Below are 21,039 nucleotides of genomic sequence, written 5' to 3' on the forward strand. Positions count from 1 at the left end.
GGCAATCTCGATTTCTTTGTCTCAAGAGAAGTGATCCGGCCAGGCCGGATCACTCGAATGTCATGGATCAGTAGCGCGGCGGCTGCGCCGGGATCTGCGGAACCGGGTCGGTCGAAATCGACACCGCCGCGCCCGATTGCAGCTTGAGCTGGCCGACGGCGACGACCTTGTCGCCCGCCTTCAGACCCTTGATGATTTCGACGCGACCTTCGACCCGGCTGCCGGTCTGCACGAAAGTGCGCACCGCGGAAAGGCTGGTCTTGCCGTCCTCTTCCTTCTTCTCGGTGATGACGAACACCGAGTCGCCGTACAGCGTGTAGTCGACCGACGTCTCTGGAACGGTGATCACGGCCGGCTTGTCCGGCAGCACCACCGTGGTGGTCACGAACATGCCGGGCTTCAGGATCTTCTCCGGATTGGCGACCGTTGCCTGCACGCGGATATTTCGGGTGTCGCTCGCGATCTGCGGCTCGATCGTGGTGATCTTGCCCTCGAAGGTGCGGCCCGGATAGGCGTCGACCTTGAGCCGGACAGTCTGCCCGACCTTGAGGCTGCCGGAATCCTTTTCGGTCACGGTGAAATTGGCCCACAGCTCGGAAAGGTCGGTCAGCGACACGATCGCCGTACCTGCCGTCAGATATTGGCCGAGCTCGACCTTGCGGACGCCGAGATCGCCGGCGAAAGGTGCGCGCACCAGTTTCTGCGAGATCAGCGCCTCGGTCTTGGCGATGCCGGCCTGCGCCTGGTCATAGGCGGCCTGCGCGGAGTCGACAGTCGCCTGCGGACCGAACTGGCGCGCGGCGAGCTGCTTGGCGCGATCGAGCGACAGCTGCGCCACGGTCGCCTGGGCCTTGTAGTTGGCAAGGTCGCCCTGCTCCGGCGCGTCGAACAGCTGCACCAGTGGCGTGCCGGCCTCGACACGCGTGCCCGGCTCGAACTTGATCTCGGTGACGCGGCCGTTGACGTCGGCGCTGACGTCGACCTGGTGCACGGCGACGAGGCCGCCGACTGCGGTGAGCAGGTTCGGCACCACCTCGGACTTCGCCTCCGCCGCGCTGACCGCGGTCGGCGGCGGCTTGTTGTTGGCAAAGAACTGCTTGATCATCTGGCCGCGGAAATAATTGAACCAGACGAGGCCGCCGACGAGCACGGCCAGCAGCGTACCGACGATGACGAACCAGAGCACCGGCCGGACCGGACGCTTGGGAGCCTTGTTGTCGATCGGTTCGCCCGAAATCTTGTGTTCGGTTACGATGTTCATGTCATGCACTTTCTGCAATCGCCGTCCTGCCGGCATCCGCGGCCTGATTGTGGCCCAGATGCGAAGCAATTGCGGCGTCGTTAAGTCCGATACCTCTTAGGAGAAACTCACACAGCTGCCTCTCGAGGTCTTCAGCCTTGCCGTAGACGAGGCAAGGCGTGGCCGGCAGCCTGGTCAGCGCTGCGGTCATCACCGTGTGATGCGCAAACCAGAACAGGTTGAGCGGTTCGCCGCTGCATAGCCGCGCGTCCCCGGCGGCAACGGCACGTTCGAGCGAGGCGACGAAGATCGCCCCGATCAGCGTCTCGATCTTGGCATACAGCAAACGGGCGAATTCGCCATCATCCAAATGGCTTGTGGCCATCAATCGCAGGCGCTGGGCCTCTTCCTGATCCGGGCCATCAGCGATGTGAAGGAAATGCTCGACCATGCCGCGGATCACTTCGACCAGCGTGGCGGTCGAAGGCTCCCGTTCGAGCAGTTCGGTGAGCGCCGGGTCCGCCTCGCATTCGTCGCTGAGGATTTCGGCGTAGAGCGCCGCCTTGGACGGGAAATGCTTGAACAGCAGCGCCTCGGAAATGGCAGCGGCGGCCGCCACGCTCTTCGTCGTGGTGCCGGTATAGCCATGTCGGGCAAAGCAACGCTTCGCGGCTCCGAGGATCAATTGACGCCTCAGGTCGCTCGTCATACGCAATGAGCTCATGCTGGTGAGTAAGCACTCACCCACGCAAAAGTCAAGCACTATGTTGCATCGCAACCTAAGTGGGTTGTAAATTCAGTGGAAATTGGCCCCGTCCGCACGGGTCGCGTGCAGGACGTGGGCGCCACCGGAATCGACAGGCCCGCCCTAGATGGGCTGGAAGCCGAGCTCGCCGCGGATCCGGTTGAGGATGTAAGTCCCATCCCGGCTTGGCAGAATGCGCTCCAGGCCGGCGCTGTCGATCTTCACATTGGCAAAGCGCGGCCCGGCCGAGACGTCGTGGACGGCTTTGGCAAAGGCCTCGACCTCGGCCATGGTCGTGACAGCCTTGCTGTCTTTAATGCCGCAGGCCCTGGCGACGCCGACGAGATCGGCGGCGGCCGAGGTGTGGCTGGTCTGGCCGCCTGTCTCGCCATAGGCCTCATTGTCGAGCACTGCGATCGAGAGGTTGGATGGTTTCTGCAGGCCGATGGTGGCAAGGCTGCCAATGCCCATCAGCATTTCGCCGTCGCCGGTGATGACCAAGACCGGCAGCTTCGGCTGCGCCAGCGCCAAGCCGAGCCCGATCATCGCGGCGCCACCCATGCCGCCCCAGAGATAGAAGTTGCGGGCGTGGTCGCCGGCCGCGCACATGTCGTTGGTCGAGGCGCCAAGGCCGCCGATCGCAACGACGTCCTTGCGGTTCGCGAGCAGCGTGGAGACCACCTGCCGACGGTCGAGGAGATTGGCCTTGCTCATTTGGTGAAAACCTTGGCGCCGATCAGGCGCTGCGACAGAAGGACGGCGGTGGGGGTGAGCGCGTTGTAGGCCTGCGACGCGGCGGCCTCCAGCACCGCCGGCACCTCGGCCGCGTTCGAGGCGCGCAGCACCTTGACGCCGGAGAGCTCGAACACGCCCTGCGTTGTCGATCCCATCGGGACCTGCCACGGATTGAACTCGCCCCACTCGCCGCGCATGGTCACGAGGGTGAGGAATGGAAAGCGCAGAATCGGGATCAGCGACAGCATGTTGATGCAATTGCCGACGCCACTCGACTGCATCAGCAGCACACCGCGCTGCCCGCCGGTCCAGGCGCCGGCGAGGAGCGCCACGCCCTCCTCCTCGGTCGTCAGAGGAATGCCCCGCATGGTTGAAGAATCCAGCACGTGCTGGATCAGCTTCGAATGGCCGGCATCGGGCACATAAGGCACCTGGCGGACGTCGAAGCGTTGCAATGTTGCGAAAATTTCGTCGGGCCAATTCGGGGCCGTGTCGGGAGCGTCAGCGCGCGCGTGCATTTTCCTGTCCGGTCGGCTAGCAGTGTTCGAAGACTGTAGACGCATGCACGCGCCGACCAGAACAACAAAAACGGCATATCGGCTTTAACCGGCGAGTATAACGGGATGAACGCAGATGCGAAGGAGTTGGCGGCAAGCTTCGATCTCGAGAAGCTGACGCCGGAGTTTTACGACAACCCCTACCCGACTTATCGTGCACTGCGGGAGAACGAACCGGTCAAGCGCCTGCGCAGCGGCACCGTGTTCCTGACGCGCTATGACGATCTCGTCACGACCTACAAGAACACAAAATCGTTCAGCTCGGACAAGAAGCGCGAGTTCGCGCCGAAATACGGCGACACGCCGCTCTACGAGCACCACACCACCAGCCTCGTCTTCAACGATCCGCCCGCGCACACCCGCGTGCGGCGCCTGATCATGGGCGCGCTGTCGCCGCGGGCGATCGCGGGGATGGAGCCTGATATCATCAAGCTGGTCGACGGCCTGCTCGATGCCATCGCCGCCAACGGGACTTGCGAGTTGATCGAGGACTTTGCCGCCTCCATTCCGATCGAGGTGATCGGCAATCTGCTCGACGTCCCTCACCAGGAACGCGGGCCGCTGCGCGACTGGTCGCTGGCGATCCTGGGCGCACTCGAACCGGTGGTGTCGCCGGAAGCGGCTACGCGCGGCAACACGGCGGTGCAGGACTTTTTGGCCTATCTCGAGACGCTGGTCTCGCGGCGGCGCCAAAAGCCCGGCAATCCCGAGCGCGACGTGCTGACACGCCTGATCCAGGGTGAGGAGAATGGCGAGCGGCTGACCGAGAAGGAGCTGCTGCACAATTGCATCTTCCTGCTCAATGCCGGGCATGAGACCACCACCAATCTGATCGGCAACGGCCTCGTCGCCCTGCACAGGAATCCCGGGCAGAAGCAGCGCCTGATCGACAATCCCGACCTGATCAAGACCGCGGTCGAGGAGATGCTGCGCTACGAGAGCTCCAACCAGCTCGGCAACCGCATGACCACGGAGAAGGTCGAACTCGGCGGCGTCATGCTCGATGCCGGCACGTCGGTCACGCTGTGTATTGGCGCGGCCAACCGGGACCCCGCGCAGTTTCCGGACCCTGAAAGCTTCGACATCGCGCGCACGCCGAACCGGCACCTCGCCTTCGCCACCGGCGCGCATCAATGCGCCGGCATGGCGCTGGCGCGGCTGGAAGGCGCGATCGCGATCTCGCGCTTCCTGGCGCGCTTCCCGAACTATGCCGTGAGCGGCCAGCCGGTGCGGGGCGGACGGGTCCGGTTCCGCGGCTTTTTGAGCGTGCCCTGCTCGATCGGGTGAGGCCTCCAAAACAAAAACTGCGAAAACAACCCCATGCACCGTAGAGACCGGGTCGGCGAACGATGCCCTGTGGTTCCGCAGAACCATCTGACATTGCGGGGCAAATCAGGCCTCGCCACGCAATCGGGCGCTTGAAGGCTTCCAAGGCGGCCGACCGATACCCAAATCAAGTTGAGAGCCCGGTGCGTGCAGCAATGGAGCGACGACAGATGAGCTCATCCGTCATTGATTTAGTCGCAACAGAAGCACGCTTTGGCGCCCATAATTACGAGCCGATCGGGGTCGTCCTGTCCCGTGGCGAAGGTGTCTGGGTCTGGGATATCGAAGGTAACCGTTATCTCGATTGCCTCTCGGCCTATTCGGCGGTCAACCAGGGCCACTGCCACCCCAAGATCCTGGCGGCAATGGTCGAACAGGCACGAAGGCTGACGCTGACCTCGAGGGCGTTTCGCAACGACCAACTCGCCTTGTTCTACGAGGAGATCGCGGCGCTCACCGGTTCCCACAAGGTGCTGCCGATGAACAGCGGCGCCGAGGCGGTGGAAAGCGCGATCAAGTCGGTCCGCAAATGGGGCTATGAGGTGAAGGGCGTGCCGGACGGCCAGGCCGAGATCATCGTCTGCGCCAACAATTTCCACGGACGCACGCTGGGCATCGTCGGCTTTTCAACCGACCCCGAGACACGGACGCACTTCGGGCCGTTCGCGCCGGGCTTCAAGATCATCCCGTTTGGCGACGCCGCGGCGCTGGAAGACGCAATTACCCCGAACACGGTTGCCTTTCTGGTCGAACCGATTCAGGGCGAAGCCGGCGTCATCATTCCTCCAGCCGGCTATTTCACTGAGGTGCGAGAGCTCTGCACCGCCAACAATTTGATGCTGGTGCTCGACGAGATCCAGACCGGGCTCGGCCGCACCGGCAGACTGCTCGCCGAACAGCACGAGGGCATAGAGGCGGACGTGACGCTGCTCGGCAAGGCCCTGTCCGGCGGCTTCTATCCGGTGTCGGCCGTGCTCTCGAACAACGAAGTGCTCGGGACATTGAGGCCCGGGCAGCACGGTTCGACCTTCGGCGGCAACCCGCTTGCCTGCGCGGTGGCGCGGGCGGCGATCCGCGTGCTGGTCGAGGAAGGCATGATCGAGAACGCGGCCAGGCAGGGTGCGCGCTTTCTGGAAGGCTTGAAGGACATTCGTGCCAACACGATCCGCGAAGTGCGTGGGCGCGGCTTGATGCTGGCGGTCGAGTTGCATCCCGAGGCCGGGCGCGCCCGTCGCTACTGCGAGGCGCTTCAGGGCAAGGGCATCCTCGCCAAGGATACCCATCAGCAAACAATCCGTATCGCTCCGCCACTGGTGATCACGAGCGACCAGGTCGACTGGGCGCTGGAGCGGCTCGCCACCACCCTGACGCAGGATTTGTCTTGAGGCGGCCTGCGTCGGAAGATCGCAACCCCGGCCGGGGCCGACAACGAACGATTCCGCCGTCTGTGCGTTGAAAGTCGTGGGCGATTACGAGCTGGGAGCCGAGATCATGCTTCCGCGTGGCGTTTGCCTGACGGCTGGTTTGGTTGGTGTCTCGATGCTGGCGGCGAGCGTCGGCGCGTTCGCCCAAGGGCCGGGCCACGGACACGGAAGAGGCGGACCACCCGGTCCAGCGGCAGCCCCGGCAGCGCGGCCAGCAGCACCACCGGCCATGGCCCGTCCGGCGGCACCGCCCGCGATGGCGCGTCCGGCGGCGCCGCCAGCCATGGCGCGTCCCGCCGCGCCGGCCTTCCATCCACCTTCCGTGCCGCAGCGGCCGGCGATGGCGCCACGTCCGGCGCCGCACATCGCCTCACCGCCACCGCGTCCGTCCCCGCATTTCAGCGCCCCGCGAGCCGCCCCTCAGGTGGCGGTGCCCCGGCGCGAATTCCATCGGGCGCCGGCAGCGCCGCAACGTCCGGCCATGGCGCCGCGGCCGACACCGCATATCGCCGCCCCTTCTCGCCCAAGTGCACCCCAGGCCGTGAGCGAGCGATCGGGACCGCCGCGCGAGATGCTCTCGCGCCAATCCGCGGAACGCCAAGACCGCATCGACCGCATGCAGCGACGCGTGCAGCAATTGCAATCGCAGAAGCCGGAAGGCGCAAGGGCGCAACACCAGCAGCAACGGTTGTTGCAGTCGCAGAGCCGCCTTCTTGAGCGCGAGCAACGCGTCCAACAGCGCTCGCAGCACGTCGAGCAGCGACAGCGCGAGATGCTGTCGCGCCAGACGACGGAGCGCCAGACCCGCATCGATCGCCTCCAGCAGCGCGTTCAGCAATTGCAATCGCAAAAGGTGGAAGGCGCGCGAGCGCAACGCGAGCAGCAGCGGATGCTCCAGACCCAGAACCGCTTGCTCGGCCGTGAGCAGCGCGCGCAACAAAGTGACCTGGCGCGCCAGCAGCGACTCGGACTCCAGGCTCCGGCGGGGCGCGCTCCGGCGCTTGCGGCCGCAGCGCAGGCCGCCGAGCGCGGACGATTTGCCGAGCGCTTCCGCGCGCAGACTACTCCGCAGACCCAAGCGGCCCTCGTCGCCCGTCAGAGCGGCTGGGCGCCCCGGCAGGCCTGGCGTCACCGCCATCCCGCAGTGTTCGTGGCGTGGCTTGGGCCGGTGTTCTGGCCTTACGCCTATTCCGACATCTTCAACTACACGTTCTGGTCCTATGCCTACGAGCCCGGCTATTGGGCGTACGCCTATGACGATTTTGTCGACACCGTGTTCTGGGGTGGTGACGGCCCCTATTCCGCCTATGCCAGCATCAACCCCAATGACGATCCGCAAGCCGGCGGCGGCCGCGCGCGGCCGCGCGCCAACGTGAGCCCGCAGACGCTACGGCAATTGTGCGGCACACCGGACAAGGGCGTGACCGCCTGGCCGCTTGACGATATCGCGCGAGCGGTACGGCCGGCGCCGGAACAACGCGCACTGCTCGACGAGTTGAAGACCGCGGCGGCCAACGCTGCCGATGTGTTCAAGGACTCCTGTGCGGAGACCTATGCACTGACTCCGCCTGGCCGCCTGCGCGCCATGATGAACCGCATCAGCGCGACGCTGGAAGCCGTCAAGATCGTGCGGCCAGCCCTGGAGAAGTTCTACAACTCGCTCAGCGACGAGCAGCAAGCCCACTTCAACGCGCTTGGCCCCCATGTCGGCGAGCGCTCGTCACAGCCGCAGGAAGCCAGCACCGAGGCCTGCGGCGATCCCAAGTCCAGCCTGACCCAGTTGCCGATCCAGAGGATCGAGGCCGTGCTCCACCCCGCAGGTAAGCAAAAGGAGGCTCTCGACCGCCTCGGCGAAGCCACGGCGAAGGGCGTCGAGGGCCTACAAGCGGCCTGTCCGAACGATGTGCCTCTGACGCCGGTCGGACGGCTGGAGGCGATGCAGCACCGGCTTGAGGCCATGCTGACGGCCGCCAAGCTGGTCGAACCTGCGCTGGACGAATTCTATGCCACGCTGAGCAGCGAGCAGAAGGCGCGCTTCAACACGCTGCAACAGGTCGCAGGGCCGTGACCGCTGCCAGCGCTGCCCGGCGACATCAGCCGGAGGCCATCGCTATCTCGCACTTTCTCGCGCGCTTCCCGAACTATGCCGTAGCGGTGGAGCCGCGGCGGACGGGTGCGATTCCGCGGCTTCTTGAGTGTGACCTGTGCGATTGGGTGAGAGTGCTTAACGTAGACTTCCGTGCGAGCGCTCGGTGCCGCCTTCATCAGCTCACCGGCCTTTGGCGCTGCCGTCACCACCGCCACAGCTTATAGGGCGCCGGCGGACAACCACTAGAACCAAACCTTTGTTCAATCTCGTCCATCAGCGGGTCAGAACGGCCGTTGGCACGCAATTTCTGGAAATCCTGCAAGACTCCGTCTCGCCAGGTAACGGCTCCCTCAACCTCCAATTTTTCTGCGCAATGTTGCAGATATTCTTTACGAGCCGAGTCCGTCTGGCCCAGGAACATGAGCGCATGCGCGCGATTGACCTTTGTCCAGAGCTTCGAGGGATCGAAATCAATGCCGAGCTGGGCGGCATCCAATGCAATTCGAGCGTCGCCGCCCTTCTTCAGGACATCGTCAGAGAAATTGCCGAATTTATCCGAAAGCTTCGGGTCCAAACGCTGCTTTCCGGCCTCCCAATCGCGCCAGAACTCCGTGTTGTAGGGATACTTACCTTGCTGGATACACCAAGTCGGAGGCCTGGGCGTCAACTCCAAGTCGATGCGTTCGTCGAGGGTGAGACAACGGGGCACAACCCGCCTCCCGACCTCGACAAGCACCTGCGAGACCGCTGTATCGTCCGGCGTGTCAACCTCTGCGTACGGCCTCACGACCTTCCAAATTCTCGCCGTGTTGTCTGCCGATACCGTAACGATCGCACGACCATCAGGCGTGATGGCCAGGCTCCGGACATCGCCACCGTGACCTCTCAATCGAATGAACTCGAGAGTCTTTGTCGCGAGAATGGAGGCCGCATCCTTGCGTTGAGCCACGGCCCATACGCTCACGGAATCATCATCTGCTCCAACAACGATCGCGTTCGTTCGGTTTACGTTCGGTGCCCACGCAACGCTTAGCGGAGTGGCGTTGAGCTCGATTCGTTGCAATTCCTCGCCTGACTTGCTGTCCCACAATCGAACCGTACGGTCTGCAGACCACGTTATGATCCGGGTCTCATCCGGTGACACGGCCACTCCTGAAACCGACCGCAAGTGCCCTTGAAGCTTGAGCAATTCGCTGCCCGTTCTTGCATCCCAAACCCTGGCCGTCCTGTCAGCCTGACCCGTGACAAGTTTCTCGGCGCCGGGCGCCACTGCCACGCCGAGAATCGCGTTGGTTTGCTTCTCCAGTTCGAGCAGTTGCTTGCCACTATCGACATCGTAGACGCGCGCGACACCGTCGTCTGACCCGGACACAATGCGCGTGCCATCTTGTGCCAGTGCGACGGAAAAGACGTGACTGCCGTGACGATCGAGCGCGTACGACGTTCCTTGCAGACTGGCGGGCCAGACTCTCACCGCTCCATTTGCAAGCCTTGTAACGATGCGCTGTCCATCGGACGAAGCGGCAACGCCCAGGATTGCATCTTCAACCTCAACACGCGCAAGCTCTTCGCCTGTGCCGGAGTTCCAGAGCCGCACGGTGCGGTCGTCAGAGCCGGTGATGATGCGCTTGCCGTCGGCCACGACGGCCACGCTGTTGACGGCCTTCGTATGACCATCGAAAATCAGGACTTCGCGCAGATTTCTGATCGAGCTGGCGAGCAGCTGCTGCATTTTCTGAATTCGCGGCCGTCCTGCTACGTCTGCGTCCGAGCTCTTCTGGTCCGGCAGACTTTCCAACGCCAACAGAATCTTCTTGGACTGATTGTTTGGATCTTGCGCCGCCAACACTGCAAGCCGACTTGATTTCGAGCGCTCCGATTGCACAAGGGCGCGCCGGGAGATTTCGCGACTCGCGTCCGCATCGACCGACGCCTGGCGAGCCATCCAGCCAAAGTAGCCGGCAGCGGCGGCAAGCAAGGACATGCCGAGCGCTGTCGCCTGCGTGATCCGGAGCGCACGTTGCTGACGCCGTTTCTGTTCGGTCGCTTTGGCCCTGCTCTTATCCAGAAAAGCCATCGCCCCGGCGAAGCCGGGATGATAGCGGTCGGCCCACGTCGCATTGGGCTTGTTCTGCTTGCGCCAATCGAGCGCGACCTGAAGCTGAGGATCGGTGTAGAGGCTTGTCTCCCCTCGATCGTACTCCTGCGCCGCTTCGGCGAGCCGTCGATACACGCGAACCGACTGCGCCTCCTCGTTGGCCCAGCTATTCAGTTGTTCCCACACCCGCATCAGGCTCTCATGCGAGATGTCGACAACCGAATCGGGGCGCAGCTCTTCCTTGATCGACGGCATCAGGAAAGAGCGGCTCTTCTCGCGGAACACGTCCACCACGCTGGTGATCTCGTCCATGCTCCCATCGCTCAGGGCGCACAGGGTTGCGGCCATGGTCGGACGACGGACGCCACGCGGATCGCTCGCCTTGTCCGTGAGCGCCTTGAACATCTTCTCGCAGATCTGCCTCTGCCGGTCGTTCGCCAGATCGCGCAACGCCTCGTCGGCGTGCTGGTTGAGCGCCTTGGCCATCGTACCGATCGCCGCGTAATGTTCGAGTTTCAGCGGACCCTGGCCGCCCTGCTTTCGCCAATAGGCCCAGGTGCGGTTCAGCGCATGCTGGAGAATCGACAATTGGTCCGGGTTATCGCCGACGTCGTTGACGAGTTGCGTCAGCAGCACCGGCGAGAGCTCCGCACCACGCACCTGGACCGGCCCCTCGATCGCGTCGCGGCGCTCTTCGCGCGTCAGACGCGGGACCAGATATTGTCCGGCATTGATCGCCTCGGCGAGCCCGGGAAATTGGGTGCAATCCCCGAGGAAATCGGAACGCATGGTCAGAACGACGAAAATCCGCGCCGGTGCACGCTCCCTGATTTCCAGCAGCAGGTTCACGAAGGCCGTCACCTCTTCCGCGGCACGTCCTTCGTCCGGGCTCGCGATGACGAGTTGCCGATAGCGGAACAGCTCCTCGAACTGGTCGACCACAAGCAGAAGATTGACGTCTTCGCCGAGCCCCGCCTGCTCGAAGACATCGATCAGCCCAAGCTTGCTCATGCGCAAGGTGGTCTCGACGAGTTGTGGAAGCGGGAGAACGTCGTCGTCATCATCGGAGAACACCACGTCGTCTTCGACGAGTGCACGCGCCATTGCGCGGATTGGTTCGTTGCCCGGGCGGAACTGCGCCATGCGCCATGACGTTCCGGCGCCAGCCATGAGACCCCGGCGCAGCGCCGGCCGCAGTCCGCAATTGACGAGGGAGGATTTGCCGCTGCCGGACGTGCCAACCACAGTGAGGAAATGGGTCGCGGCGAGCTTGTCAACCATGGTGTCGACCTGATTCTCGCGCCCGAAGAACAAATGCTCCTCTTCCTCCTGGAAAGACCGCAACCCTGGGAACGGATTTTCCAGCGCGTCCTGGGCCAGCTCTCTCATGACGAATCCCTCATTGGGGCAAGCCACGGTTCTTGAAGGCGTTCTTCACCGAGTTCGTCAACGCCGCATCCGTCATCCCTTCCAGAGCGACAATCAGCCCGTCGTCCTCCGTCTCGACGATCTCCTGCTTGTCCGGGGTGCTTTCCCCGGCCACGCAGGTGTATCGCGCCGGTAGCGCCTTGCCGCGCCGATAGCCGCCGACCTTCCTGAGTTCACTCTCCATTGCGCGCTTCCACGTGGGATCGCCGGCGCCGTAGAACAGAATGATCGCATCGCATGCTCCAAGTAGATCCCTATGCGCCTTGCGTATGCTCGCCGCATCGCCCTCGAATACGGGCGTCTCGACCCTGAAGCCGAGCTGGCGGCATACCTTTCTCAACGGATTCGCGATCTTGCGCTCGCGATCCTTCTTGTCGCAGATGAGATAGATCAGTCCGTTGTCCTGCTCCGCCACCTCCGCCTCCACCTGGCTGACGCGCACCGGTGCGGGCCGCTCGATCGCCTCCAGCGTGGCGCGAATCGACGCCCTCAATTCTTCGACGTCGCCAGCGATGAGATCGGCTCCGTATTGCACCTCGGCATCCTCGCGGAGCGCCTTGACGAACGCCTGCTGCGCCGGTTGTTCCGAGTGGGTCGTTGCTGGCAGACTGATCAGGCGCTTGAGCCCGCCACTTTTGGCGCGCGCCACGGCGCGCTCGTTCTGGTGGATCGTGACCGATTTGCCGGAGGGACCGTCCGGCACCGCCCCATAACCGGCCCCGACCAGATGGACCGACAACGCGCAGCGTGACAGCATATCGTCCACGACTGCGACGCATTCGTCTTCGTCGGGAGGCAGGCGACGATCCGGTAGGACCGTGTATCCGAGCCTCAACAACTCCCCGCCGATCATCTCCCTGTCACGCCTGCGGTCGTGGCCGCATTCGGCGAGGTAGACGACCGGCTTCTGCGACACGGGCGAGCCGTTGCCGCGCAGGGCGTTGAGCGCCTCCTTGAGACGAAAGGCAAGCTGAAGCACCTGCTTGAGGAAATCCTGACCGTACTTTTCGCCGTAAGCCTCGTCGAATTCGATGGGCACACCGTCTTCCAACGTAAAGAAATCGCGGACCCAAACGTCCTTCATGACTGGCGGAAGCGGGCCGTCGACCGGTGTCTTGACGATTGGGACCAGGCGCTGCGTGCTGCCGACCACCAGCCCGCCGCTCCGCCGAGCGTGCTCGCAGAACTCGTGCATCTCCCGCGTGCACCATTCCGATTTGAGATAGCGTGGCGAAATCACCGAGAGCATTACCGCCGACTGCTGCAACTGGGTGATGATCTCGTCTTGCAGCACATGGCCGTCGGCAAGCCTGGTGTCTCGCCAGATCTTCGCTTCCGAGCCGAGGTGCTTGCTCAGGAGTCTCGCCAGCACCATGTGAAAGCGGGTAATCCAGCCGTCGAACCGGTCGCTGATCCGCTCGTTGTCGATATGGCTAAAACTGATGAAAACGTCATTCTTGAAATCCATTCGCGCCATCCAAACGACATGCGACGCGCTTCACCGCCAGCGTCGCGAAAGGCAAAAGGACGTGCAAGAGAACGGGGCAGGCAAAAAGCCTGCCTGCCGTAGCTGACAAAACTGCAGCAACCTCAGGTGATTTTATGTGAAATAGGCCACTTGCGGAGGATCACAAATTCGGCATCGATGATTGCGCCGTTCTGTGGCAGAATGCCGCAAGCAAGGCGCCCTGCTACACCACCGTCTTATGGCGCGTGATGCAGGTGCGGAGCACCTCGTCCATCGGCTTGCCCCACCAGTCGCTGGAGAAGATCTCGATCTCGGAATAACCCGCAAAGCCCTGCGCTTCGACCGCCTGACGCACCGATTTGATGTCGATGACGCCGTCGCCCATCATGCCGCGGTCGTTGAGGATGTCCTTGGTCGGCACCAGCCAGTCGCAGACATGGAAGGCGAGCAGGCGGTCCTTGCCGGCGCGCGCGATCTGGCCCATCAGCTCCGGGTCCCACCAGATGTGATAGACGTCAAGCGCGACACCGAGCATGCCGGTGCGGGCAGGATCGAGCCGGTCGCAGATGTCGAGCGCCTGCTTCGTCGTGTTCACGCAGGCGCGGTCTGCGGCGTAGGCCGGATGCAAGGGCTCGATGGCCAGCGGCAGGTTCGCCTGCTTGGCGTAGTCGAGCATCTCGGCGAGCGCTTCCTCGACCTGCCCACGCGCCGCCGCGATGTCCTTCGAGGCCTCGCTGCCCGGCCGCGAATATTGCGGCAGGCCACCGACGACCAGCACGATGCAGGGTGCGCCCAGCGCCTTGGCTTCATCGACGCAGCGCTTGTTGTCGTCGCGCACCTCGCTCCGTCGCGAGGCGTCCGAGGTGAACATGCCCCCGCGGCAATAGCCTGAGAGATCGAGGCCGGCATCGCGCACCGCACGCGCGGCACGCTCGATACCGACGGATGCGACCTGATCGCGCCAGGGATCGATGGCGCGGATGCCGTGCTTCGCACAGGCATCGATGATCGCGACGAGGTCCCCCTGCTTGCGGACGGTCGCCGTGTTCAGCGACAGCCAGCGGTGGTCGGACGAAAAATCGCGCATCAGGATTCGATACCGTGGGTGGCGAGCACGGTCTTCATCCGCTGCGTCGCGAGTTCAGGATTGGCGAGCAGGCCGGCCTTGTCGGCGAGACGGAACAGCTCGGCCAAATGCAGCGTCGAGCGCGTGCTCTCCTGCCCGCCGACCATGGTGAAATGATCCTGATGGCCGTTCAGATAGGCCATGAACACGACGCCCGTCTTGTAGAAGCGCGTCGGCGCCTTGAAGATGTGGCGCGACAGCGGGACGGTCGCTCCGAGCACGTCGTGGAATCCGGCCTCATCGCCGGCCGCCAGCCGCGACAGCGCGTAGGACGCCGCCGGCGCGATCGCGTCGAAGATGCCGAGCAGCGCGTGAGAAAAGCCCTGCTCGTCGCCGGCGATCAGCTCGGCATAATTGAAGTCGTCGCCGGTATACATCTTGATGCGCTTGTCCAGGCGCCGGCGCATGTCGATCTCGCGCTGCTTGTCCAGCAGCGAGACCTTGACGCCATCGACCTTGGCGGCATTGCCGTTGATGATGGCCACAGCCGTGTCCATCGCCTTGTCGAGATCCTTGGTGCCCCAATAGCCCGTCAGCGCAGGATCGAACATGTCGCCGAGCCAATGGATGATCACGGGCTCTCGGACTTGCGACAGCACGCGATCATAAACCTTCGCATAGTCGTCGGCGTTGCGGCCGAGTTTCGCCAGCGCGCGCGACGCCATCAGGATGATGCGGCCGCCGACCTTCTCGACCGCCGAGACCTGCTCCTCATAGGCGCGGATCACGTCGTCGATGCTCCTGGCATCCTCAACCGCGAGATGATCGGTGCCGGCGCCGGAGAACACGAGCGCATTGCGGCGCTTTGCGGCACCGACCGAACGCGTGATCAGCTCCAGCGAGGTCGGCCAGTCCAGCCCCATGCCGCGCTGCGCGGTGTCCATGGCTTCGGCAACGCCGAGGCCGAGATCCCAGACGTGCTCGCGGAAGGCGATGGTCTTGTCCCAGTCGACCGCGACCGACAGCCAGGGATCGTTGTCGGCGAAGGGATCGACGACGGTGTGCACGGCGGAGAAGGCGATGCGGCTCAGCGGCCCCTCCAGCTTTGCCGGGAACGTTCGCGAGGCCGCAAGCCGGTAGGTCTCGATGGACCGGTCGGCTTTCGGCAGCTTGAGCGACAATGAGGACATCGGCTGGACGGGCTTGTTCATCTCGTCCCCTCCTTAGGCCTTGATCGGGGCGACGTCGATCCAGCGCCGCTCCTTCCAGCTCTTCAGCGCGCATTCGGCGAGTTGCACGCCCTTGACGCCTTCAAGCAGCGTGAACTTGTAGGGCGCATCCTCGTAGACGTGACGGATGAACATCTCCCACTGCTCCTTGAAACCGTTGTCGTAGGTGACGTTGTCGGGCAGCTTCTGCCAGTCGCCGTAGAAATCGTGCAGCCGCTTCTCGTCGGGATTCCAGACCGGCCGGGGCGTCGCCTGCCGCGCCTGGAGCATGCAGTCGGTGAGGCCTGCGACCGCCGAGCCGTGCGTACCGTCGACCTGGAAGGTGACGAGGTCGTCGCGATAGACGCGCGTGACCCAGGACATGTTGATATGGGCGATGACACCGCCCTCGAGCTGGAAGGTGGCATAGGCGGAATCGTCCGCCGTGGCCTTGTACTTGTTACCCTGCTCGTCAAAACGCTCGGGGATGTCGGTGTTGCCGATGCAGACGACGCTCTGGACGTTGCCGAAGAGATTGTCGAGCACGTAACGCCAGTGGCAGACCATGTCGAGGATGATGCCGCCGCCGTCCTCGTCGCGGTAGTTCCAGGACGGGCGCTGCGCCTCCTGCCAGCCGCCTTCGAACACCCAATAGCCGAACTCGCCGCGCACCGAGAGGATGCGGCCGAAGAAGCCGGAGTCGCGCAGGAAGGCGATCTTCTTGAGGCCCGGCAGGAACAGCTTGTCCTGCACTGTGCCGTGCTTGACGCCCTTGGCGTTGGCGAGCTTGACGACTTCCAGAGCCTCCTCGAAGTTCGTCGCGATCGGCTTCTCGCAATAGACGTGCTTGCCGGCGTTGATGGCCTGGGTCAGAAGACCAGGGCGCGCCTGCGTAGTCGCGGCGTCGAAGAACATGGTGTCGTTCTTGTCGGCGAGTGCCGCATCAAGGTCGGTGGTCCAGCGCGTGATATTGTAGCGCTTGGCGAGCGCCTCGACCTTCTCGGCGCTGCGGCCGACCAGGATCGGATCGGGCATCACGCGATCGCCGTTCTTCAGGCGGACGCCGCCCTGCTCGCGGATCGCGACGATCGAGCGGATCAGATGCTGGTTGAGCCCCATGCGGCCGGTGACGCCGTTCATGATGAGACCGAGGCGTTGGGTGGTCATGCCGTTTGCTCCTGAAGTGATTTCGGCTGTTCGAGCGGGCGCAGTGCCGACCAATCCGGATGGACCGACGTCGCAAAGCCCGTTGCATGAAGCGATCCCGTAAGAAGATCGCCGTTGTGAATCGAGAGGCGGATGCCCTGCCCGGCATCGGCATAGAGATCGGGATGCGCGGCCGCGAAGGCTTGCGCTTCAGCGGAGGGCGTCTCGCCAAAGCCGTCGACATAGTGGTGACCGTTGCGTTCGGCGTGGGTGACGCCGAGGAAAGCGCCGAGCGCGAGATCCTGCTGCACGGCAAGGCCTGCCTGGCAAGTGAGGTCCTCGCCGGTCACGAAGAACCTGTCTCCGCCCGCGCTCCACTTCGCCGCACGCGTCGCGTTGACGATGGACTTGTACAGTCCCTTGCAGGACTTCGAGGAAATGCCGCAATAGCCCAGCGCCCGCGCCGCCGGGAATGCATCGTAGGAATCGTCGGCCTCGTCGATGATGAAGCCATGCGAAGCCAGCGAGCCAAGCGGCAATTGCCGCGTGATGTCGCGCGGCATCGGCTGCTCGACATAGAGCAAGCGCGAAGCGATCGGCCGCAATGCGGGATCATGATCGAGCCGGTCCATCAGCGCGCCCAGCACGGCAAGATCGGCGTACTGCTCGTTGGCGTCGAGCGTCACCTTGGTGCCGCGCCCAAGCGTATCCAGCTCCTTGCCGATCCGCACCAGCCGCGACGCATCGGCCACAGGATCGCCCGACAGCTTCAGCTTGAAGTAATTTGCGCCGGCGTTTTCGTGGGCATCGGCAACACCGCCCTCGCCTTGGACGGTATCATCGAGGCCGACGGTATGCCTGATGGCAACACGGGTTAGCGGCTTGCGGCCGGAGAGAAACGTGCTGATATCCCTCTCGCTCAGGTCAGGAGACAGCCGCGCGTCGATGCCGGCAATGTTGACGGCCATCCCGTCGAAAAAGCTGGTCTCGACGCCGCGCAGCAGCGCATCGAGGATCGCCTTGTCGATCTCCGCCGGACCATAGGCCGCCGCAAGCGCCGGAATGTTCTTTTTTGCGCAGGTCGCGACCTGGGCACCAATGCATGAGGCATGTAGGTCAAACGCCGTCAGAAATCCCGTCCGTGCCAGATAGAACCCGCGCGCGATTTCCAGCGACCGACGCAAACCATCGACCGTCTGCGCCAGCGACAACTCCGGCCGCTTGTCGAACCATTTCGGCACCAGCAGCTCGGCGCTGGCGCCGACCGCGCTTCCCCTGCCCTCGACCTCGATCTCGACCCGCACGAACAGTTGCGGCGTCGCATTGATGGTCACAGCACCAAAGCGGAACGGCCGCGCGAACTGCACGGGACGTTCGAAGAAGGAGATGTCTCGCAGCTTCAGGCGCGGGGACATGGTGCTACTTGGTCCCACAAATCTGGCCGCGCGGACGGTGCACCTCTCCCGCTTGCGGGAGAGGTCGGCACAAAGTGCGGGTGAGGGCTTTCTCCTCTTGGGGATTGTCCCATTGCGGAGACACCCTCTCCCCGACCCTCCCCCGCAAGCGGGGGAGGGAGCGCACCGTCTCCTTGGTTACGGCCAACACCAAACGCATTTCCTTAATCCAATGCACCTTGCGAGAAGAAATGCTTGCGAATGCGCTGCACGAGCTCGGTGAAAACAGGATCGGCCATTACGTCGAGCGAACGCGGGCGCGGCAGCGGCACGTCGTAGATCGCGGCGATCGCGCCGGGGCGCTCGGTCATGACCAGCACGCGGTCGGCGAGGAACACCGCCTCCGGAATCGAATGCGTGATCAGCAGCACCGTCTTCTTCGTCTCGCGCTGGATCCGCATCAACTCGACATTCATGCGCTCGCGCGTCAGCGCATCGAGCGCGCCGAACGGCTCGTCCATCAGCATGATCTTGGGATCGTGCACCAGCGCGCGGCAGATCGAGGCGCGCTGCTGCATGCCGCCGGAGAGCTGCCAGGGCAACTTCTTCTCGAACCCTTCGAGCCCGACCAGCTTCAACAGCGCCTTGGCGCGATCGAGATATTTTTGCCGCGGCAGCCGCTTCATGTCGATCGGCAGCATCACGTTGCCGAGGATATTGCGCCAAGGCAGCAGCAGCGCATTCTGGAACACGATGCCGACATTGCCGTGCGGCGTCGTCACCTTCTCGCCCTCGACCAGGATCTCGCCCGTCGTCGGCGGCAGCAGGCCGGAGATCAGCTTGAGCAGCGTGGACTTGCCGCAGCCGGATGGACCGACCACGACGAAGAACTCGCCGTCGTTGATGTGGAAGTCGAGCGGCCGCAGCGAGGGCACATCGCCATCGCGCGTCCGGTAGGTTTTGGACACGCCTGATAGCTTGATGCCCGACGCATCGCCGGCAGCCCGGTCGCTCACCAGTCTCAGATGTGCGGCCGGCTGCGCGGTTTCACTCATGACTGTCGCAGGTTTCACGAGCCACTCTTCGGCAGATAGTCGTTGGTGTAGAAGGCCTTCGGGTTCTCCTTGGCCTTGGCATCGAGGCCGCCGTACTCGACCATCAGATTGACCGAGTCCGTCATGTTCTGATCGGTGACCTGGAACGGCCGCTTGCTCTTGGTCTCCGCGGTCCGGTAGAGCGGAATGGTCAGCTCGAAGCCTTGCGTCAGCGTATCGATCTTGCCGCCCTTGGGGTTGGCATCGAGGATCGACTGTGCCGCGGCCCTTGGCTCCTTCTCGGCGGCTTCAACCGCCTTGGTCGTCGCCGACATGAAGCGGCGGACGAGATCGGCGTTGGCCTTCACATAGTCGGTGTTGGCGATGATGCCCGAGGAGACCATGTTGATGCCGTAGTCGGCGAACTTGATCGGATAGACGTCCTTGCCGGTGGCGTCCTTGATCTTCATCGACTGGTCCATGACGTAGCCGAGCAGGAGATCGGCCTGGCCGTTGATGACGGCGTTGAGCTTGGTCTGGCCGTCGCCGGCAACGGTTTTGAAGTCGCTCTCCTTGAGGCCGGTCTTCTTCAGGAACAGCGGCCAGATCTGGGTCATGGAGTCGGCCGGCGTGATCGCCACCGTCTTGCCCTTGATGTCCTCGGGCTTCTTGATGTTCTTGTCGGCGAAGCCCATGGCGGACATCGGTGAGGTCTGGAGCAGCACGCCGGTCGCAACCACGGGCGCACCCTTGATGGCGGCCCGCATCATGGTGGGGACGTCGACATAGCCGAAGTCGGCGGTCTTGGCGGCGACGGCCTGGGTGGTCGCGGCCGAGCCGCGGCCCTCCTGGATCTCGAGGTCGATGCCCTCGGCGGCGTAGATGCCCTTGGCCTTGCCGTAATAGAACGGCGCGTGCTCGCCATAGACGTACCAGTTCAGCATCAGCACGACCTTGTCGGCCGCCTGCGCCGGCATGGCCGCGAAGGTCATCAGCACCGCCGAGACAGCCCCTATCCACCGCTTCATCGTCACTCTCCCTTGCCGTTATGTTTCGGCCGTTGGTGGCCGTTGCTTGAAATCAAGAGGCGAAAATCACGTCCTCGCGCTGGCTGACATGCCAGGGAATGACCAGCTTCTCGATCCGGTCCACAACCCAGAACAGGATCACGCCGAGCAGCGCGAGGATCACCAGCGCCGCAAACATCGTCGGCAAATCGAAGGTGCCGATCGAGCGCTGCATCACGTAGCCGATGCCGGAATTGGAGCCCACGAACTCGCCGACGACGGCACCGACCACAGCGAGCGTCACCGACACTTTGAGCCCTGAGAAGATCGCGGGCAGCGCGTGCGGCAGATTCACCGCACAAAACACCTGGAAGCGACTGCCCTGCATCGCACGGGCAAGATCGACCATGTCGGGGTCGACCGATTTAAAGCCCTGCACGGCCGAGACCACCACCGGGAAGAAACCGAGCAGGAATGCCGAGATGACTTTGGGAATGATGCCGAAGCCGAACCAGACCACGAACAGCGGCGCGATCGCGATCTTGGGCACGGACTGCGAGAACACCAGCAGCGGATAGACGTAGCTCTCCACCGTCTTGGACCCCGCGATCAGCATCGCGACGGGAATGCCGAACAGAGCGGACAGCGCGAAACCGCAGACGGTCGCATAGGTCGTCGGCCAGGACTGGCGGAGCAGTTCCGGCCATTCCGTGCGCAGCACCGCGACGACATCGAGGGGCGCCGGGATCTGGTAGGCGGGAATCCTGAACAGCCGGATCGAAAGATCCCAGGCGACCACGATGAAAACCAGGAACAAGAACGGCCGAACCCAGGCCGCGTTCAGCACCTTGGACACTGCACCTTGCTGCTTCAGCTCGGCCAATTTTCACTCCCGGAAGTCTTGTCGTTGGCGGAGAAATTAACCCGTTGGATAAATACTGTCCAGAGCTTTCCCTGTGACGTTTTGCGGCGGGTTCCGGTGGGCGGAGCCGACGAACGGATGCTTCCATGTCCCGGACGCGCTGCAACGCGCTAGCGTTGCTGCGCAGAGCCGGGACCCAGAGCCGCACGCTC

Annotated in this window: 17 protein-coding genes; 3 read left to right on the plus strand and 14 right to left on the minus strand. The window is 63.7% G+C overall.

Features of this window, described 5'->3' with window-relative positions; translation table 11 throughout:
- Positions 1 to 67 precede the first annotated feature (67 nt).
- From IVA81_RS31795 to IVA81_RS31810, 4 genes are all read right to left on the minus strand, one after another.
- Entirely contained in the window at positions 68 to 1,261 is a 1,194-nt protein-coding gene (locus IVA81_RS31795) for an efflux RND transporter periplasmic adaptor subunit (RefSeq protein ID WP_247325374.1), read from the minus strand.
- 1 nt (position 1,262) lies between these two features.
- The gene (locus tag IVA81_RS31800) at positions 1,263 to 1,949 is read right to left on the minus strand and encodes a TetR/AcrR family transcriptional regulator (RefSeq protein ID WP_247325375.1); all 687 of its coding nucleotides are present in this window, start codon (positions 1,947 to 1,949) and stop codon (positions 1,263 to 1,265) included.
- 159 nt (positions 1,950 to 2,108) lie between these two features.
- Positions 2,109 to 2,699, minus strand: coding sequence for a thiamine pyrophosphate-dependent enzyme (locus IVA81_RS31805; RefSeq protein WP_247325376.1), 591 nt, complete (start codon positions 2,697 to 2,699; stop codon positions 2,109 to 2,111).
- Positions 2,696 to 3,238: a phosphonopyruvate decarboxylase gene (locus IVA81_RS31810; protein ID WP_247325377.1), complete on the minus strand. Its 543-nt coding sequence runs from the start codon at positions 3,236 to 3,238 to the stop codon at positions 2,696 to 2,698. The genes IVA81_RS31805 and IVA81_RS31810 overlap by 4 nt, the downstream gene beginning before the upstream one ends.
- Positions 3,239 to 3,343: 105 nt before the next feature.
- On the opposite strand from IVA81_RS31810, the gene IVA81_RS31815 reads away from it, so the two are divergent.
- Together IVA81_RS31815 and rocD are read left to right on the plus strand one after the other, a co-directional pair.
- Positions 3,344 to 4,564, plus strand: coding sequence for a cytochrome P450 (locus IVA81_RS31815; RefSeq protein WP_247325378.1), 1,221 nt, complete (start codon positions 3,344 to 3,346; stop codon positions 4,562 to 4,564).
- Between the two features lie 209 nt (positions 4,565 to 4,773).
- Positions 4,774 to 5,988 carry an ornithine--oxo-acid transaminase gene (gene rocD / locus IVA81_RS31820; RefSeq protein WP_247325382.1) on the plus strand — a complete coding sequence of 405 codons (1,215 nt, stop codon included), beginning with the start codon at positions 4,774 to 4,776 and terminating at the stop codon, positions 5,986 to 5,988.
- A 409-nt stretch (positions 5,989 to 6,397) separates the two neighbouring features.
- Here rocD and IVA81_RS31825 read toward each other — a convergent pair whose 3' ends face one another.
- Positions 6,398 to 7,165 carry a hypothetical protein gene (locus IVA81_RS31825; protein ID WP_247325383.1) on the minus strand — a complete coding sequence of 256 codons (768 nt, stop codon included), beginning with the start codon at positions 7,163 to 7,165 and terminating at the stop codon, positions 6,398 to 6,400.
- 12 nt (positions 7,166 to 7,177) lie between these two features.
- Here IVA81_RS31825 and IVA81_RS31830 point away from each other — a divergent pair, with 12 nt between their 5' ends.
- Entirely contained in the window at positions 7,178 to 8,095 is a 918-nt protein-coding gene (locus IVA81_RS31830) for a Spy/CpxP family protein refolding chaperone (RefSeq protein WP_247325384.1), read from the plus strand.
- 223 nt (positions 8,096 to 8,318) lie between these two features.
- Here IVA81_RS31830 and IVA81_RS31835 read toward each other — a convergent pair whose 3' ends face one another.
- From IVA81_RS31835 to IVA81_RS31875, 9 genes are all read right to left on the minus strand, one after another.
- A complete protein-coding gene (locus tag IVA81_RS31835; protein WP_247325389.1) occupies positions 8,319 to 11,603 on the minus strand; it encodes a WD40 repeat domain-containing protein in 3,285 nt (1,094 codons plus the stop codon).
- A gap of 10 nt (positions 11,604 to 11,613) precedes the next feature.
- Complete coding sequence (locus IVA81_RS31840) at positions 11,614 to 13,119, minus strand: TIR domain-containing protein (protein WP_247325390.1); 1,506 nt, start codon at positions 13,117 to 13,119, stop codon at positions 11,614 to 11,616.
- Positions 13,120 to 13,333: 214 nt separating this feature from the next.
- The gene (locus tag IVA81_RS31845) at positions 13,334 to 14,197 is read right to left on the minus strand and encodes a sugar phosphate isomerase/epimerase family protein (protein WP_247325391.1); all 864 of its coding nucleotides are present in this window, start codon (positions 14,195 to 14,197) and stop codon (positions 13,334 to 13,336) included.
- Entirely contained in the window at positions 14,197 to 15,387 is a 1,191-nt protein-coding gene (locus IVA81_RS31850) for a dihydrodipicolinate synthase family protein (RefSeq protein ID WP_247325392.1), read from the minus strand. Before IVA81_RS31850 ends, IVA81_RS31845 begins: the two co-directional genes overlap by 1 nt.
- Before the next feature lie 12 nt (positions 15,388 to 15,399).
- Positions 15,400 to 16,551, minus strand: a complete 1,152-nt coding sequence (locus IVA81_RS31855; RefSeq protein WP_247325393.1) for a Gfo/Idh/MocA family oxidoreductase — start codon at positions 16,549 to 16,551, stop codon at positions 15,400 to 15,402.
- Positions 16,548 to 17,945: a hypothetical protein gene (locus IVA81_RS31860; protein WP_247325395.1), complete on the minus strand. Its 1,398-nt coding sequence runs from the start codon at positions 17,943 to 17,945 to the stop codon at positions 16,548 to 16,550. Before IVA81_RS31860 ends, IVA81_RS31855 begins: the two co-directional genes overlap by 4 nt.
- A 203-nt stretch (positions 17,946 to 18,148) precedes the next feature.
- Entirely contained in the window at positions 18,149 to 18,979 is an 831-nt protein-coding gene (locus IVA81_RS31865) for an ABC transporter ATP-binding protein (protein ID WP_247326046.1), read from the minus strand.
- 14 nt (positions 18,980 to 18,993) lie between these two features.
- A complete protein-coding gene (locus tag IVA81_RS31870; protein ID WP_247325396.1) occupies positions 18,994 to 19,986 on the minus strand; it encodes an ABC transporter substrate-binding protein in 993 nt (330 codons plus the stop codon).
- A 52-nt stretch (positions 19,987 to 20,038) separates the two neighbouring features.
- Positions 20,039 to 20,848 (minus strand): ABC transporter permease, encoded by an 810-nt coding sequence (locus tag IVA81_RS31875; protein ID WP_247325398.1) that lies wholly within the window; start codon positions 20,846 to 20,848, stop codon positions 20,039 to 20,041.
- Between the last annotated feature and the right edge of the window lie 191 nt (positions 20,849 to 21,039).

The organism is Bradyrhizobium sp. 141 (genome assembly GCF_023074055.1).
GTDB lineage: Bacteria > Pseudomonadota > Alphaproteobacteria > Rhizobiales > Xanthobacteraceae > Bradyrhizobium.

Coding starts and splice junctions, on each gene's coding strand:
- IVA81_RS31795 (WP_247325374.1), bottom strand. CDS start 1,261: ATGAACATCGTAACCGAACACAAGATTTCGGGCGAACCGATCGACAAC.
- IVA81_RS31800 (WP_247325375.1), bottom strand. CDS start 1,949: ATGACGAGCGACCTGAGGCGTCAATTGATCCTCGGAGCCGCGAAGCGT.
- IVA81_RS31805 (WP_247325376.1), bottom strand. CDS start 2,699: ATGAGCAAGGCCAATCTCCTCGACCGTCGGCAGGTGGTCTCCACGCTG.
- IVA81_RS31810 (WP_247325377.1), bottom strand. CDS start 3,238: ATGCACGCGCGCGCTGACGCTCCCGACACGGCCCCGAATTGGCCCGAC.
- IVA81_RS31815 (WP_247325378.1), top strand. CDS start 3,344: ATGAACGCAGATGCGAAGGAGTTGGCGGCAAGCTTCGATCTCGAGAAG.
- rocD (WP_247325382.1), top strand. CDS start 4,774: ATGAGCTCATCCGTCATTGATTTAGTCGCAACAGAAGCACGCTTTGGC.
- IVA81_RS31825 (WP_247325383.1), bottom strand. CDS start 7,165: ATGGCGGTGACGCCAGGCCTGCCGGGGCGCCCAGCCGCTCTGACGGGC.
- IVA81_RS31835 (WP_247325389.1), bottom strand. CDS start 11,603: ATGAGAGAGCTGGCCCAGGACGCGCTGGAAAATCCGTTCCCAGGGTTG.
- IVA81_RS31840 (WP_247325390.1), bottom strand. CDS start 13,119: ATGGCGCGAATGGATTTCAAGAATGACGTTTTCATCAGTTTTAGCCAT.
- IVA81_RS31845 (WP_247325391.1), bottom strand. CDS start 14,197: ATGCGCGATTTTTCGTCCGACCACCGCTGGCTGTCGCTGAACACGGCG.
- IVA81_RS31850 (WP_247325392.1), bottom strand. CDS start 15,387: ATGAACAAGCCCGTCCAGCCGATGTCCTCATTGTCGCTCAAGCTGCCG.
- IVA81_RS31855 (WP_247325393.1), bottom strand. CDS start 16,551: ATGACCACCCAACGCCTCGGTCTCATCATGAACGGCGTCACCGGCCGC.
- IVA81_RS31860 (WP_247325395.1), bottom strand. CDS start 17,945: ATGTCCCCGCGCCTGAAGCTGCGAGACATCTCCTTCTTCGAACGTCCC.
- IVA81_RS31865 (WP_247326046.1), bottom strand. CDS start 18,979: ATGAGTGAAACCGCGCAGCCGGCCGCACATCTGAGACTGGTGAGCGAC.
- IVA81_RS31870 (WP_247325396.1), bottom strand. CDS start 19,986: ATGAAGCGGTGGATAGGGGCTGTCTCGGCGGTGCTGATGACCTTCGCG.